The sequence below is a fragment of the Parvimonas sp. D2 genome (genome assembly GCF_035282635.1).
Taxonomy (GTDB): Bacteria; Bacillota; Clostridia; order Tissierellales; family Peptoniphilaceae; genus Parvimonas.
On the sequence record NZ_JAYKBO010000001.1, the window covers coordinates 505,776 to 519,953 of the forward strand.

The window sequence follows — 14,178 nt, forward strand, 5'->3', positions numbered from 1 at the left end:
CTAATTTTTGTTATTAAGATGTGATATTTATACCCTTAAAAATAAATTATTTTACAAAAAAATTGGAGATATTATCTCCAATTAGTTTTGAAAATGAATTAATTTTCCTTTTGGTTCTATTTCTTTTATCTCAATAAGTTTAAGTTTTACAACTTTTCCAGTTTTATATTTATCGATTATTACTTCACCAATCATTTCATACCATTTATCCTTTTCAGGATATTTTCCATCAGTAATATATTCAAATCCAATTACGCTATCATTATAACAACAACCTGGACCTTCTCGTAAAATTGCATAAATGACTTCTCCGGTATCTTTGTCTTCAAATCTAACATTTTGCCCAGAAATTCTAACTTTCTTGCCAACATATTCATCTTTATTTACATAAATATCATTTACAAGAGCTAAAAAAATTCCGTCAGAAATATTTATTATTCCATCTTTTGAATCAGCATCTCTTTTTTCATTTAATTGTTCTTTAGTAAGTTCATCCTTTTTCTCCGGTTGTTTGTATTCATCTTTTGAATTATCTTGATTTTGATATCTATCAATTTTATAATCGTCAGGATTTTGATTTTTATCAGTTTCAGTAGATTTTTTATCTTTATCTGTTCCTGCATTTTCAGGATCATCTTTTAAAGCACTTTTTAAATCATTTTTATTCTCTTTATTTTTTATAAAATTACTATTACCATCAGCCTTTGAACAAGAACAAAATAAAAGACAAGATAATATTAAACTTAATACTTTTTTATTCACTGATAAACCTCCTTACTATACAAGATAAAATAAATAAAACTAAATTGACTAAAACTACACTAGCTCCTGTTGGAGTTGAGTAGATATATGATAAAGTTATTCCAATAAACAATGCTATTACGGAAATTATAACTGATGAGATTACAACTACTTTATAGCTTTTAAAAATTCGCATAGAAGTCATTGCAGGAAATATAATTAAGCACGAAATAAGCATACTTCCCATAAATTTCATCCCAATAACTATAGTTACTGATATTAAAATTGTAACTAAAGTATTATATAGACTCACATTTACTCCGCTTGCCTTTGCAAAATCTTCATCAATAGTTATAGTATATATTTTATTATACAACAAAATATATGAAATTAAAACTATTATCCCTAAAACAAAGCTGATATACATATCACTTCTTTTCATAATCAATATACTTCCAAATAAGTAGTTACAGACATCCACATTTAATCCCTTAGTTACAGCAGTAAATGTTACACCTATAGAAACTGATACACAACTCAATAGAGCAATTGCTGTATCACTACTAATATTATATTTTTCTCCATACTTTAAAAGAATAATTCCCGCTATAATTACTATAGGCATTGAAAATTCTATTGGAGAAATGTCAAAAGAAAGAGCAATTGAAAGTGCTGCAAATGAAACATTAGAAAGTCCAACACCTATCATTGCATATCTTTTCAAGACTAGAGTTATTCCAAGTAATGCAGAGCTTATAGAAATCAAAAGTCCAACGAATATTGCTTTAACCATAAAGGGATAACTTAACATTTCTGAAATTAAACTAATCAAAATTTATTTCCCCCTTTTCATATTTTTCCCAAACATTTTCTATGACTTTATTTTCTTTTCCTAAAATTAAAGCTCTATTAGAATATTTAAAAGCTTCCTCATCATGACTTATCATAACAATAGTAAGTCCTTCTCTATTTAGTTTTTCTAAAATATCATACAACATTTTTCTAACATTAATATCTAAAGAATTTGTAGGTTCATCTAAAAATATTATCTTTTCAGATACACAAAGACATCTACAAAGCAACACTCTCTGTCTTTGCCCTATTGAAAGTGAACTTATGCTCTTATCTTTAATATCCCAAAGATTTAATTTTTTTAAATTTTCTTTAACAACTTCAGTATCTTTTGAATTATAGAAAAACTTAGAATAAACAGCTCTTGAAGATAAAACAAATTCCCATATTGTTGATGGGAATTCTTTTTTTAATAAAACTTCTTGAGACATATATCCACAAATTTTAAAATTTTTCTTTATTTCTCCTGAAGAGATATTTTTTAAACCTAAAATTCCTTTTAATAATGTAGATTTTCCTACTCCGTTTTTTCCTAAGATGAGGAAGAAATCTCCCTCATCAACGGAAAAACTTAAATCTTCAATTATTTTATTATTTTTGTAAAAAATATTTAAATTTTCACAAACTAACATTTTTTCTTTCATTAATTAAGTCCTTCTTTTAATGCCTCCACATTTTGTTTCATAAGATCTATATAAGTTATACCCTTATCGAACTCTTCTTTAGTTACAGTATGAATTGAATGTAAAAGTTTAACTTTTGCTCCTGAATCTTTTGCTACAGTTTCAGCCATTTCTCCTTTTCCCATTTCAATATGATAAACTACTGGGATTTTATTTTCTTTTACATAATCAACCATTTTCTTTATTTGTCCAGCACTTGCTGTTGATTCTACACTACAACCTGAGAATAAAGCTCTATATTCTAATCCTAAATCAGAAAATAAATATCTGAAAGGAAATCTATCAGCTATAACAACTTTTTTAATCTTTGCATTATCAACAACATCATGTAATTCTTTATCTACGCCTTCAAGTTGTTTAATGTAATTATTAGCATTTTCTTTATAGAATTCTGCATTATCTGGGTCTTTTTCAACCAATGCATCAGTTATTGTTTTAACCATTTGAATAGCATTTTTTGGTGAAGTCCAATAATGTGGATCCATTTCTTTTTCTGAATCATGATCATGATGTTCTTCATGTTCATCTTTTTCGTCTTTATCATTATGATTATGTTCTTTTTCATTTTTATGATTGTGCTTTTCTTCTTTTTCATGGTCGTGGTCATGATCTTTTTCATCATGATCTTCATCTTTATCATCATGGTCATGATCGTGATCATGTTCATGTTTCATTCCTTCAACTGTTTCTTCTTCAAGTTGTTTAATACCATCAACCAATTTTACTACTTTTTTATTTTGCATATCTATACTTTTTGTCAAAGTATCAACCCATTTATCATGTTCAGTTCCACCATAAATAAAAACATCTGAATTTTCAACTGTTTTTATGTCTTGTGGAGTAGGACTAAATGAATGAACGTCTACCGCTGGTTTTACTAGTAATTCTAAATCAACTTTATCTTTTGCAATGGCTCTTGCCATATCATATTCTGGAAAAATTGTAGTTACAACTTTTAATTTAGGTTTTTTTGTTTCTTCTTTTTCTTTTTTCTCAGTTTTTGCAGTACAACCTGTAATTAAAACTGCACCTGCTAATATTAATCCAAAAACTTTTTTTGAAATATTTTTCATATTGTACCCCCTATTTAAGAAATTTTAAAAATTAAAATTTCAAGCATAATTCTAATTCTTTTATATTGTATCACAAAAATAAAAAATTATCCATATAAATAAGAATAATTTTTATTTACATTTAGAAAAAATTTAAATTTTTAATAATGAAATTAAGTTTAAAGTAAATTTGTTTTTATCATAATAGAAAAAAAATACTAAAAGTGTTATAATAAGAATCGATATAATAAATAAGCTTAAGGGGGATTTATGAAAACTATATTTGAAAAGCAACATGTGAAATTTACTCGTAAAGATGGAAGTCTTTTAACAGTAAAAAAAGATGGAGTATCTTATGAAGATGCAAAGAAAGAAAAGAAAAGTTTTGATATTTCTTTTGATAAAATTTCATATATAATAGCACTTTCCTATTGTAATTCTAATTCAAATTATAATTTATTATTTGAAAAGAAAGATAAGTCAGCTCCGATTGATTTTACATCAGACACTACAATTATAAATGATTGTCATAATATTTTAGAAACTAAGTCTATACTTCTAGCTCATGCTGCATACAAACTTACAAAAGATTTTCCAAATAATCTTGATACTTTGGATATAGATTTAGCTCGTAGTTTGAAAGAAAAAGCTATTCGTATTTCTAATGGTGTTATCTCCGGAGCAAAGCATATCATAAATATTAATGAAATTCGTAGAGTACAATGTGCATCAAATGGTACAATTTCAAACCTTTTAATATACAAAAAGGAGAAAAAAACATTCTGGAATATTCCTGATATGAGAATTCCTTGTAATGAAATTACTTTACCTCTAATTGAGGCAATTGTTACAAGAAATACCGGAAATGGAATTGATTTTTCTTGGGGAAATGGCTTCGATCAAAAAAATAGTAACTATATAATAATGAGATATATGGATTCTAACTTTTTTATAAATAATGATGGTACTTTTGATACAGAATGGCAAAAACAAATATATAATAGAATTCGTATATTTGATCATGATCTTGAATATTTATTAAATAAATAGATTTCTATGGAGGTTTTTTATGAACAGAAATTTTAATGAATTCAATATTTCAATTCTTTCAGATTTTTATGAATACACTATGGCTCAAGGGTATTTTAATGAAAATTTGGATAATAAAATTACTTATTTTGATATTTTTTATAGAGAAAATCCGGATGGTGCAAGTTATGCAATCTTTTCCGGATTGGAACATTTAACTCAAATTCTTAATTCAATGAGATTTAATGATGAAGATATAGAATATTTTAAATCTTTAAATACTTTTGATGATAAATTTTTAAATTTTTTAAAAAATTTTAAATTTGAATGTGATATATGGTCTGTTCCTGAAGGAAGTGTAATCTTTCCTTATGAACCTATAATGACCGTTAGAGGTCCTGCAGTTCAAGCTCAATTAATAGAAACAATAGCTTTATTAATAATAAATCATGAAAGTTTAATAGCAACTAAATCCAATAGAATAAAAAGAGCTGCTAAAGGTAGAGCTGTTATGGAATTTGGAGCAAGACGCGCACAGGGAATTGATGCTTCTGTGTACGGAGCAAAAGCCTCATATATTGCAGGTGTAGATGGTACTTCTAATGTATTAACTGGAAAATTATTTGATATTCCAGTTCTTGGTACTATGGCTCACTCTTGGGTACAAATGTTTGATACTGAATTGGAAGCTTTTAAAGCATTTGCAAAATCTTTCCCAAATAATTGTGTCTTGCTTGTTGATACTTATAATACCTTACAATCAGGTATTCCAAATGCAATAAAAACTTTTGATGAAATTCTTAAACCTATGGGAATAAGACCAAAAGGAATTAGACTTGACAGTGGTGACTTAGCCTATCTTTCAAAACAAGCTAGAAAAATGTTAGATGATGCTGGATATGAAGATGCACAAATTGTAGTTTCAAACTCTCTAGACGAATATACTATTAGAGATTTATTACACCAAGGAGCTCAAATTGATTCATTTGGTATTGGTGAAAGACTTATAACTTCAAAAACTCATCCAGTTTTTGGTGGAGTTTATAAATTAGTAGCAATTGAAGAAGACGGAAAGATTATTCCAAAGATTAAAGTTTCAGAAAATGTTGATAAAATAACAACACCAGGGGTTAAAAATCTATATAGAATATATGATAAAAAGACAAAAAAAGCTGAAGCCGATTTAATTACTCTATTCGATGAAAAAATTGATGAAAGTAAACCAATTTCTATTTTTCATCCAATTTATACTTGGAAAACTACAACTTATGAAGATTATATCTTAAGACCAATGCTAAAACAAATTTTCAAAAATGGAGAGTTAATCTACAAACTTCCAAATATAAAAGAAATTAGAGAATATTGTGCAAGTGAAATTGAAAGTCTTTGGGATGAGTTTAAAAGATTTGATAATCCTCACATATATAAAGTCGATCTTTCAAAAGACTTATGGGAATTAAAAAATAATCTATTAAAAGAAACAATAAGAATATCAAAAAAAGCAAAAAAACAGAGTGAATAAATCACTCTGTTTTTCATTGTAAAAAAAATTTAAAATTCTTAATTGATGTAACACATCATTGAAATTATAATCTTCTTAATAATCTCTTAAATAGTTTTCTGTCTATTAAATATGATATTATTGCAGTTAATAAAATAATGCATATATTAGCTAAAATAACTGCAGGTACTTTATAATCCCATTTAATCATCTTTACAGTTACAAATATAAGTAATGCATATAATCCATAATTAATCAAAATTGAAACAAATACACTTATTCCACCAGAACCACCATTCATAGCTTCTTTTGGTGTTTTCCAATCAAAATATGGATTAATTAATCCCAAAATCATATTTAAACTTCCACTTGTAAATAAAGTTAAAGACATTCCAAGTATAACTGCAAGATATAAAATAGGATTAAAGATATATAAAATCATTGATAATAATATTACTATTATTGCAGAAATAAAGTGCAATACTTGACAAGCAATGATTCTTGACATTATATGCGTATTAATTCCTATTGGAGCAGTAGCTATTACCCAAAAAGCCTTTCCTTCTCTTGATACAGAACTTGTAGTAAGTGATGAAAGTCCACAGAAAAGTCCTAGAATAGCACCAATTCCAAATGCTATTGCTAATAAATATCCTATTGGTTGGTTAGATACTACAAAATTTACAGCAAATTTAAATTGAGATTTAAATTTAAGTCCATAATATACTGCTATACAAGACATAATAACTACCATTAAATCAATCATAACTACTTGCATAAAATATGTTGGAGTTGTTATGATTTGATTAAATTCTTTCTTTATTAATACAATAAGTTTATATTGTCTTGCATGTGCAACACCTTGTTTTTTTCTTTTTTCAATAACTGCTTTGCTTTCTTGTGAAACGACATTCACACTTCTCAAAATTTCAAGATAATTTCTCTCTGCAAAGAATTTTAATAAAAATGAAAGAATTATGCAAATAATTAATCCAATTCCTAAATTTACAACAGAAGTCATAATATCATTAGAAATAACTATTTTCTTAATCCAAACTACAAAGAAAAATATTGATGAAAGTTTTTTATCAAAATCTACAAGAATTTTTCCAAGATTAACTCCTAGTGCTGGATTTGATGCAGCTTGAGTAAAAATCATATACACAATAAATAATCCAATTGTAAATAATCCATAAATCAATTTTAAAAATCTGTTGAATATTTTACTAGTTCTAAGTAATTTACCAAAAATAAGTATTATAACCCCAGTTAATAAAATTGCCTCTAAATTAAGTAAAATCAATCCTAGAAAAGTAAAGATGTAAAAATCAATTCCCTTTCCAAGAGTATATCCAGTTACTCCAAATGCTATAACAAAAATCAAAAAGAATGATATGAAAAATGTTATTGCTAAAGAATAAATTCTTGATAAAAATATATCACTACCAGATACTGGCAAAGATAATAATATTTCAGTTTCATTATTCTTTTCAATGAATACAAAAGCTGTTGCCAATGATAAGAATAGTGTTATAACAAAAATTCCTACAGAAAAAGTAGTTATACTTGCACTACCTATTGCTGTTTGAAAATTACTAGCTAAGAATTTTCCAAGTTTAGGAGCTCCCCAGATAAACATTATAGCAAGAAATATTATGCCTGCAGCCCCTTGAAAACTGGCTGCTCTTTTTCCTTTTGTTTTTAAATTTTGTCTTATAGATAAAATTGCAAAAAAATCAATTGAAACAAAATATTTTATTAAAGTCCATAATTTAGATTGTTTCATCGTCAGTCAACTCCAAGAATATTCTTTCCAAATCTTCATTAGAATGATCTGCAGATTTCAATTCTGATAAACTTCCACAAAATGCAATTTTTCCTTTGTTAATAATAACTAATTTATCACAAATTTTTTCTGCAACTTCCATAACATGTGTTGAAAATATTACAGTATTTCCAGCATCAGCAAACTCTCTTAAAATGTTTTTTAAATTAAAAGAAGTTTTAACATCTAGTCCAACCATTGGTTCATCAAGAATTAAAACCTTAGGAGAAGTAATCAACGCTCCAATCAATACTAATTTTTGACGCATACCATGTGAATAACTATCTATTGTACTGTAAATTGCATCTCCTAACTCTAATTTCTTATTATACTCTTCAATTTTTTCTTTTCTGACTTCTTCATCTATACCATAAATATCAGCGATAAAATTCAAGTACTTTATTCCAGTCATTTTTGTATAAATATCTGGATTATCAGGAACATAACTAATCATTTCTTTTACCTTTATAGAGTTTTCAAGAGTATCAACTCCATTAACTGTAATTTTACCTTCTGTTTGTTCTAAAATTCCAACCAACATTTTTAGACTTGTACTCTTTCCAGCTCCATTAGGACCTAGAAATCCAAAAATTTCTCCCTCATCAATAGTAAAACTGATATTATCAACAGCTTTAACTCCTTTAGAAAAAATTTTTGTTACATTTTTGAACTGAATCATTTATAATACCTCCTTATCAAATATTAAAAAGTTTTAATTGTATCGATTAAAAACTTTTACCAGCTAATTTTATCACATTTTTAGATAAAAAATCAACATTAATCTTTTAACATTATTTTATTTTTATTAATTATTTTTTCCAAGAATTTCCTGTCTTATAATCTATTTCAATATCGGGTTGGACATTAAAACAATATACATTAAATTTAATCGCCTTTCCATTATCTTCAATGGAAATGGCCTCTAGCTGAACACCTCTTGCTACAAGTTCTTTATCTATAAAAATAGGAGTTACTCTATATCTTACATGATTATTTGTTTCCTTTACATAATCGGCTATCATATTTTCAAAAGGTAACATTCCTTTTGTATTCAAATATCTTGTTCCTGTTATTAAGTTTCTTTTATTTGCATTTTCCCCTGCAAGTTGAAACCCTATCAAATGGCAACGATTATATAAATTTCCACCATCTATTCCGTTATATTTAACAGATTTCCATCCTGTTGGCTTTACTGAGGAAATATTCTCTCTTTTTGAAGTTGGCATTAAGTCTTGACCAATTATTGAATCAGCAACTCCACATCTTTTTAAGGAATCAAGTTCTGAATATTTTTCAAAAGATTCAGCAACTAGTTCACTTTTATCAAAATTTGGCTCATTATTATTTATGACTACATAAGGCTTTCCGTTATATTCTGGAAGCTTGTTTATATCAAGTCCAACGATATTAGTATTCCTAGTATTTTTATTTTCAACATACCTATATGTAAAAAAAGCAATAAATAATGCAATAATAATAAGTAATAAAGTTCCAAAAATCTTAATATTTTTCTTATCAATTCTAATCTTATTATTCATCTTTATTCTCCTTTACAAATATTTTTCTAGTAATTTTTTCATGGCTTTTTCCTTTGAATTCTAAAACTTCTTTTTCCTTCCAACAATCTTGTTCAAACTCATCAAATGTTTCATCAAAAGGATAATCTCTATTCCAAAAATAGACTATTATTTCATCAACAAAAGGTAAAAATTTATCTAAAAATTCTCCTTCATATAAAAATACTGAGTCTCCATCAATCTCTATATTTTCATCGATAATTTCAAAATTAAATTCTATTTCTTTATATAAATCGTAGCTATATTCTGTTAAAAAAATTTTTGAATTTCCAATTAATTCAAAGAGATTTTTTCTTTGCAACTCATCTTGACTTTGTCTTTTACCAAAAAACCTAATGCCATTATTTTCATCTAAACAAACTACTAATTTCATTTATTTTTATTTTCACTCCTTAAATTTTTAAAAAAATCTTGCAAAATTTCTAAACATTCTTGTTCCAATACTCCTAGTTTTATAATTGACCTATGATTAAGTTCCTGCCTATCTAATACATTTTCGATTGAGCCACAAAAACCTCTTTTCACATCCATTACTCCAATAATTACTCTATTTATCCTACTATTTACAATAGCTCCTGCACACATGCAACAAGGTTCAAGAGTTACAAAAAGTTCAGTATCTTCAAGTCTAAAATCGCCCAGTTTTTGTCCCGCTTTATTGATAGCAATAATTTCTGCATGATAAACTCCACTTTTTCTACTCAAAACTTGATTATGTCCTCTAGCTATTACCTTATCATCTTTAACAATTACACAACCAACCGGTACTTCTCCCTTATCATAAGCCTTTTTTGCCTCTTTCAAAGCAAGACTCATAAAATACTCATCTCTATTCATAAAACTTATCCAAATCAAAAATTACAAAATTTTCTAATTTATCCAAATTTTCAATTACTGGATTTCCACCTTTCTTAAGTACTGCAAAAATTCTATTATTTTCAAAAAGAGAAATTAATTTTTTACAGTATTCTTTTAAATGTAATTCTTTATTCCCTATCTCATCAAAAACTAAAATATCATTATCTTTAAAATTTTCAATAAATTCATAACTTTTTTTCAAGAAAATCTCGTCAAAGAATTTCATTTCTTTTTCTCTTTCTCCAATAACAAATCTTTCTTCTGTTCCATATCTAAAAAGTTCAATTCGAAATTTATCAGTAATAACAAGCTCAGTCATAATTCCATCAATTTTAGAATTTTTGTAATATTTTTCTATAAAAGCATTTAAAAGTGTGCTTTTTCCAACTTTAATATTACCCGTTATCAAAATGTGATTTCTACCATTATCAACTTCTCGTAAACTCTCAACTAAAAAATCTAAATCTTTAAAATTTGTCATATAAAATCTCCATTAAATAAAGACCATTTGGACTTAAAGTTACTCCAGCCTTAGTCCTATCTTCACTATCTAAAATTTTTTCAAGTTCATCTTCCTCAATTAATCCTCTGCCAATGTCTACTAGAGTTCCTACCATTATTCTAACTTGATTTCTAATAAAACTTTGACCCTTAATCAAAAAAATTAAGTCATTATTTTCTTTATACATTTCAAAAGAATTAATCTCCCTAATAGGATTAGTATTACCTGTTCTTGGACCCATAAATGACTTAAAACTCTTTTTCCCAATAAAACATTCTTTTGCTCTTTGCATTTTCTCGATATCTAAAGGGTACGGAAAATTTGCCTTATAATTATAGTAAATAGGATCCATAACTTCATCTAAATTTAAAATATATTTATATGTTTTCATCTTTGCATCAAATCTTGAATGAAAATTTTCAGAAACCTCCTTAGAATCTAAGACTCTAATACCAATAGGTAAAAAATGATTTAAAGCAGTTTTAAAATTTAAAATTCCTACATTACTTTCAGTATGAAAATTGATTATATGTCTTAAAGAATGTACACCTCTATCAGTTCTTCCTGCTGAAATAATTTTAATATTTTCTCCGGTAATTTTCTTTAGGGCATTCTCTATCTCTCCCTGAACAGTTACAACATTTTCTTGCTTTTGAAATCCAAAAAACAAGCTTCCATCGTAACTAACTGTGAGCATAATATTTCTCATAAATATCTCCATTTTTATAATATTCTAGACTATTATTCTATCATAATATTTATAATATGTACAATTTTGAAAGTAAATCTTGTCAACATTAAATCGCTATAATTAATACTATTAAAAAAAAACTTTTACTATGAGTAAAAGTTCTCCTTACATTAATGGTGCAAACAGCCTTAACAGCGATTGCAATATTCTTGTTATTAATTTTCTTGATTTTATCCACTCTGGAGTAATCTCTATAGATTCTTTTAAAGTATTTTCAAAATCTTCCTTAACATCCTTTACTATAGGAGTTCCAAATGTCCAAACTGCACATTCAAAGTGAAGATAAAGACTCCTGTAATCTAAATTAATACTCCCTATTACAACAAATCCATCATCACAAAGGAAATTCTTCGCATGGATAAATCCCTTTTCAAATTCATATATTTTCACTCCGTTTTCTACAAGATTTTTATAAAAAGACCTAGTAAGTAAGTGAACATATTTTTTATCTGGTATATGTGGTGTTATAATTCTAACATCAACGCCTGTTTTTGCAGCACTTATTAAAGCTTTTTCCATTTCCCAAGTTATTATTAAATAGGGTGTCGTTATATAAATATATCTATTTGCTCGTCTAATCATATTAAGATACATATTTTCACTTGTAGATTCCATAACTGGTGTTTCAGAAAAAGGAATTACTACGCCAAGATCGTCCTTAATACTGGATTTTTTTTCAAGGTCACTTTTATCATACAAACTCAAAATATCAGTATTTTCTCCAGTTGAATAGTCCCAAAGAGAAATAAACATATTTATAAAAGAGGCTACAGCATGACCTTCAAGCTTTAAAACTGAATCTTTCCAATAACCATATTTTTCGTATAAATTTATATACTCATCAGCTATATTAATTCCACCAGTATAAGCAATTTTTCCATCAATAATAGTCATTTTTCTATGAGTCCTATTATTATGTTTTGGTAAAATAATACCTTTAACTTGATTAAATTCTACAACTTTTATTCCAGAATTTCTAATGTCAGCAAGTTTTTTATTTGAAATTGTAAAAATGCTACCTAAATCATCTACAATAATTTTAACTTCTACTCCATTTTTTACTTTTTGTTTTAGTATTCTTAAAACAGAATCTAAGAAAAAACCTTCTGAAATAATAAAATATTCCATAAAAATAAACTTTTCTGCTGATTTTAAATCATTTAAATACTCATCAAAACTCTCTTCTCCTGAAGAAAAATACTTTGTTTTAGTATTAAAAAAAATTGGACTCCCAGTCACACTATTTATATACTTAGCTTGTCTATAAACATTCATATCAGCCGCATTCAAATTTTCAATATCATAATCCTTTGAAAGATCCATTGAATCTTTAAACTTTATGGAAAAATTAAAAAGTCTTTTTTTAACAGACTTCAAAAGTCTTTTTTCTCCAAAAGTTAAATAAATTAATCCGCCTAAAAATGGAAGTACCACTACAATTAGTATCCAAGTTATTTTAAATGCTGGATTAATATTATCATTTATAATAATAAATGTGAAAATTATACCAAAAATCAAATTTGTTCCATACAAGTAAATAAAATATCTATTAAAATAGATTATAAACAATGTTAAAAGAGCTAGTTGAATTAAAACCATACAAAATATGAAAAAAATCCTACTAAAAATAAAATTAAAAAAACTTTTCATTATTTTCTCCTATGCAAAAACAGTGAAATTTCTATTTCCACATAACTCTTTATGTCATATGGGTGTTTGTTTATTCACTATAAATAAAAAGTACATTATTAAATGTACTTTCTTGGCGTTCTTGGCGGGAATCGAACCCACAACGGTCCCTTAGGAGGGGACTGTTATATCCGTTTAACTACAAGAACATAAGAAAAGAAGGCTATGAGCTTTCTTTTAATTTTTTAAATTCTTCTCTCTCCATCTTAGAAAAGATACAACCACAATAATCTTGCCTATACATTCCAAACATCAAAGAAAGTTCAACACTCCTTTTATATCCATTTCTCTTTTTAAAATCAGACGGAAGATGCTTTACTCCAACTTCTTCAGCAATTTTCTGTCCTATCTGATTTAAAATTTGTGAATTTTTATGAGGACTAATTGTGAGCGTTGTTGTAAAATAGTCAAAATTTTCAGATTTTGCTAATAATGCAGCTTCTTTTAATCGTAATTCATAACAATTATGGCAACGAACAGAACCCTCTTTCATTTTTTCCATTCCCTTTACAATTTTATAAAATCTATCAACATCATACTTACCAACAACCATATTTATAGGATATTTTCCATTAATTTTTTTAATCAATTTCCTTTGCTCTTCAACTCTAAAAAAATATTCTTCTTTAGGGTAAATATTTGGATTATAGTAAAAAATTGTAATTCTAAAATAATTAGACAAATATTCAAGACAATAACTACTACAAGGTCCACAACATGAATGTAGTAGAAGAGTTGGAACAATATTATTTTTTTCATTTTCTTTTATTATATTGTCTAATAATAATTGATAATTCTCTTTCATATTTGCCTCCTTATCATATAATTTTAACACAAATATGCTTTAAAATCAAATCTTGAGTAATTATATAATATAATAATATAATATAAATTTTTTATTCAATTTAAGCCAACTTTTGCACAAAAAAAGAATAATCTTTCGATTATTCTTATGGTTGCGGGAGCAGGATTTGAACCTACGACCTTCGGGTTATGAGCCCGACGAGCTACCAAACTGCTCCATCCCGCGATATAAAAACTAAACTGGTGCCGAGGACCGGAATCGAACCGGTACGATGAGTTAACATCGCAGGATTTTAAGTCCTGTGCGTCTGCCA

At 26.8% G+C, this 14,178-nt stretch carries 15 protein-coding genes and 2 tRNA genes; 2 read left to right on the forward strand and 15 right to left on the reverse strand.

The features are described 5' to 3' along the window. Window positions 1-81: 81 nt before the first annotated feature. Genes VJI77_RS02480 through VJI77_RS02495 form a run of 4 tightly spaced genes read right to left on the reverse strand, consistent with a single transcriptional unit; the run spans window position 82 to window position 3,349 of the window. Window positions 82-762: a TIGR03943 family putative permease subunit gene (locus tag VJI77_RS02480; RefSeq protein WP_293440157.1), complete on the reverse strand. Its 681-nt coding sequence runs from the start codon at window positions 760-762 to the stop codon at window positions 82-84. After that, window positions 755-1,573: a metal ABC transporter permease gene (locus VJI77_RS02485; protein WP_293440155.1), complete on the reverse strand. Its 819-nt coding sequence runs from the start codon at window positions 1,571-1,573 to the stop codon at window positions 755-757. The genes VJI77_RS02480 and VJI77_RS02485 overlap by 8 nt, the downstream gene beginning before the upstream one ends. Then, the gene (locus VJI77_RS02490) at window positions 1,566-2,237 is read right to left on the reverse strand and encodes a metal ABC transporter ATP-binding protein (protein WP_323988126.1); all 672 of its coding nucleotides are present in this window, start codon (window positions 2,235-2,237) and stop codon (window positions 1,566-1,568) included. The genes VJI77_RS02485 and VJI77_RS02490 overlap by 8 nt, the downstream gene beginning before the upstream one ends. Then, window positions 2,237-3,349, reverse strand: a complete 1,113-nt coding sequence (locus tag VJI77_RS02495; protein ID WP_009372496.1) for a metal ABC transporter substrate-binding protein — start codon at window positions 3,347-3,349, stop codon at window positions 2,237-2,239. Before VJI77_RS02495 ends, VJI77_RS02490 begins: the two co-directional genes overlap by 1 nt. A 249-nt stretch (window positions 3,350-3,598) precedes the next feature. Here VJI77_RS02495 and VJI77_RS02500 point away from each other — a divergent pair, with 249 nt between their 5' ends. Both VJI77_RS02500 and VJI77_RS02505 read left to right on the forward strand, forming a co-directional pair. Next, window positions 3,599-4,378: a hypothetical protein gene (locus tag VJI77_RS02500; protein ID WP_323988127.1), complete on the forward strand. Its 780-nt coding sequence runs from the start codon at window positions 3,599-3,601 to the stop codon at window positions 4,376-4,378. Window positions 4,379-4,397: 19 nt separating this feature from the next. After that, window positions 4,398-5,879 carry a nicotinate phosphoribosyltransferase gene (locus VJI77_RS02505; protein WP_323988128.1) on the forward strand — a complete coding sequence of 494 codons (1,482 nt, stop codon included), beginning with the start codon at window positions 4,398-4,400 and terminating at the stop codon, window positions 5,877-5,879. 64 nt (window positions 5,880-5,943) lie between these two features. On the opposite strand, the gene VJI77_RS02510 is transcribed toward VJI77_RS02505, so the two are convergent. The 11 genes from VJI77_RS02510 to VJI77_RS02560 form a co-directional block, all read right to left on the reverse strand. Next, window positions 5,944-7,644, reverse strand: coding sequence for a hypothetical protein (locus VJI77_RS02510; protein WP_323988129.1), 1,701 nt, complete (start codon window positions 7,642-7,644; stop codon window positions 5,944-5,946). Then, entirely contained in the window at window positions 7,631-8,362 is a 732-nt protein-coding gene (locus tag VJI77_RS02515) for an ABC transporter ATP-binding protein (RefSeq protein WP_009372732.1), read from the reverse strand. The genes VJI77_RS02510 and VJI77_RS02515 overlap by 14 nt, the downstream gene beginning before the upstream one ends. Window positions 8,363-8,492: 130 nt before the next feature. Beyond that, a complete protein-coding gene (locus tag VJI77_RS02520) occupies window positions 8,493-9,221 on the reverse strand; it encodes a DNA/RNA non-specific endonuclease (RefSeq protein WP_323988131.1) in 729 nt (242 codons plus the stop codon). After that, a complete protein-coding gene (locus VJI77_RS02525) occupies window positions 9,214-9,633 on the reverse strand; it encodes a hypothetical protein (protein WP_323988132.1) in 420 nt (139 codons plus the stop codon). The genes VJI77_RS02520 and VJI77_RS02525 overlap by 8 nt, the downstream gene beginning before the upstream one ends. Further along, window positions 9,630-10,097 (reverse strand): tRNA adenosine(34) deaminase TadA, encoded by a 468-nt coding sequence (gene tadA / locus VJI77_RS02530; RefSeq protein WP_323988133.1) that lies wholly within the window; start codon window positions 10,095-10,097, stop codon window positions 9,630-9,632. Before tadA ends, VJI77_RS02525 begins: the two co-directional genes overlap by 4 nt. Next, window positions 10,090-10,599 carry a nucleoside-triphosphatase gene (locus VJI77_RS02535; RefSeq protein WP_323988134.1) on the reverse strand — a complete coding sequence of 170 codons (510 nt, stop codon included), beginning with the start codon at window positions 10,597-10,599 and terminating at the stop codon, window positions 10,090-10,092. The genes tadA and VJI77_RS02535 overlap by 8 nt, the downstream gene beginning before the upstream one ends. After that, entirely contained in the window at window positions 10,586-11,329 is a 744-nt protein-coding gene (truA, locus tag VJI77_RS02540; RefSeq protein ID WP_323988136.1) for a tRNA pseudouridine(38-40) synthase TruA, read from the reverse strand. The genes VJI77_RS02535 and truA overlap by 14 nt, the downstream gene beginning before the upstream one ends. Before the next feature lie 147 nt (window positions 11,330-11,476). After that, the gene (cls, locus tag VJI77_RS02545; protein WP_323988138.1) at window positions 11,477-13,021 is read right to left on the reverse strand and encodes a cardiolipin synthase; all 1,545 of its coding nucleotides are present in this window, start codon (window positions 13,019-13,021) and stop codon (window positions 11,477-11,479) included. A 113-nt stretch (window positions 13,022-13,134) separates the two neighbouring features. Beyond that, a tRNA-Arg gene (locus tag VJI77_RS02550) sits at window positions 13,135-13,209 on the reverse strand. Between the two features lie 14 nt (window positions 13,210-13,223). Further along, window positions 13,224-13,865, reverse strand: coding sequence for an epoxyqueuosine reductase QueH (locus VJI77_RS02555; RefSeq protein ID WP_009372335.1), 642 nt, complete (start codon window positions 13,863-13,865; stop codon window positions 13,224-13,226). A gap of 148 nt (window positions 13,866-14,013) precedes the next feature. Next, a tRNA-Met gene (locus tag VJI77_RS02560) sits at window positions 14,014-14,090 on the reverse strand. Between the last annotated feature and the right edge of the window lie 88 nt (window positions 14,091-14,178).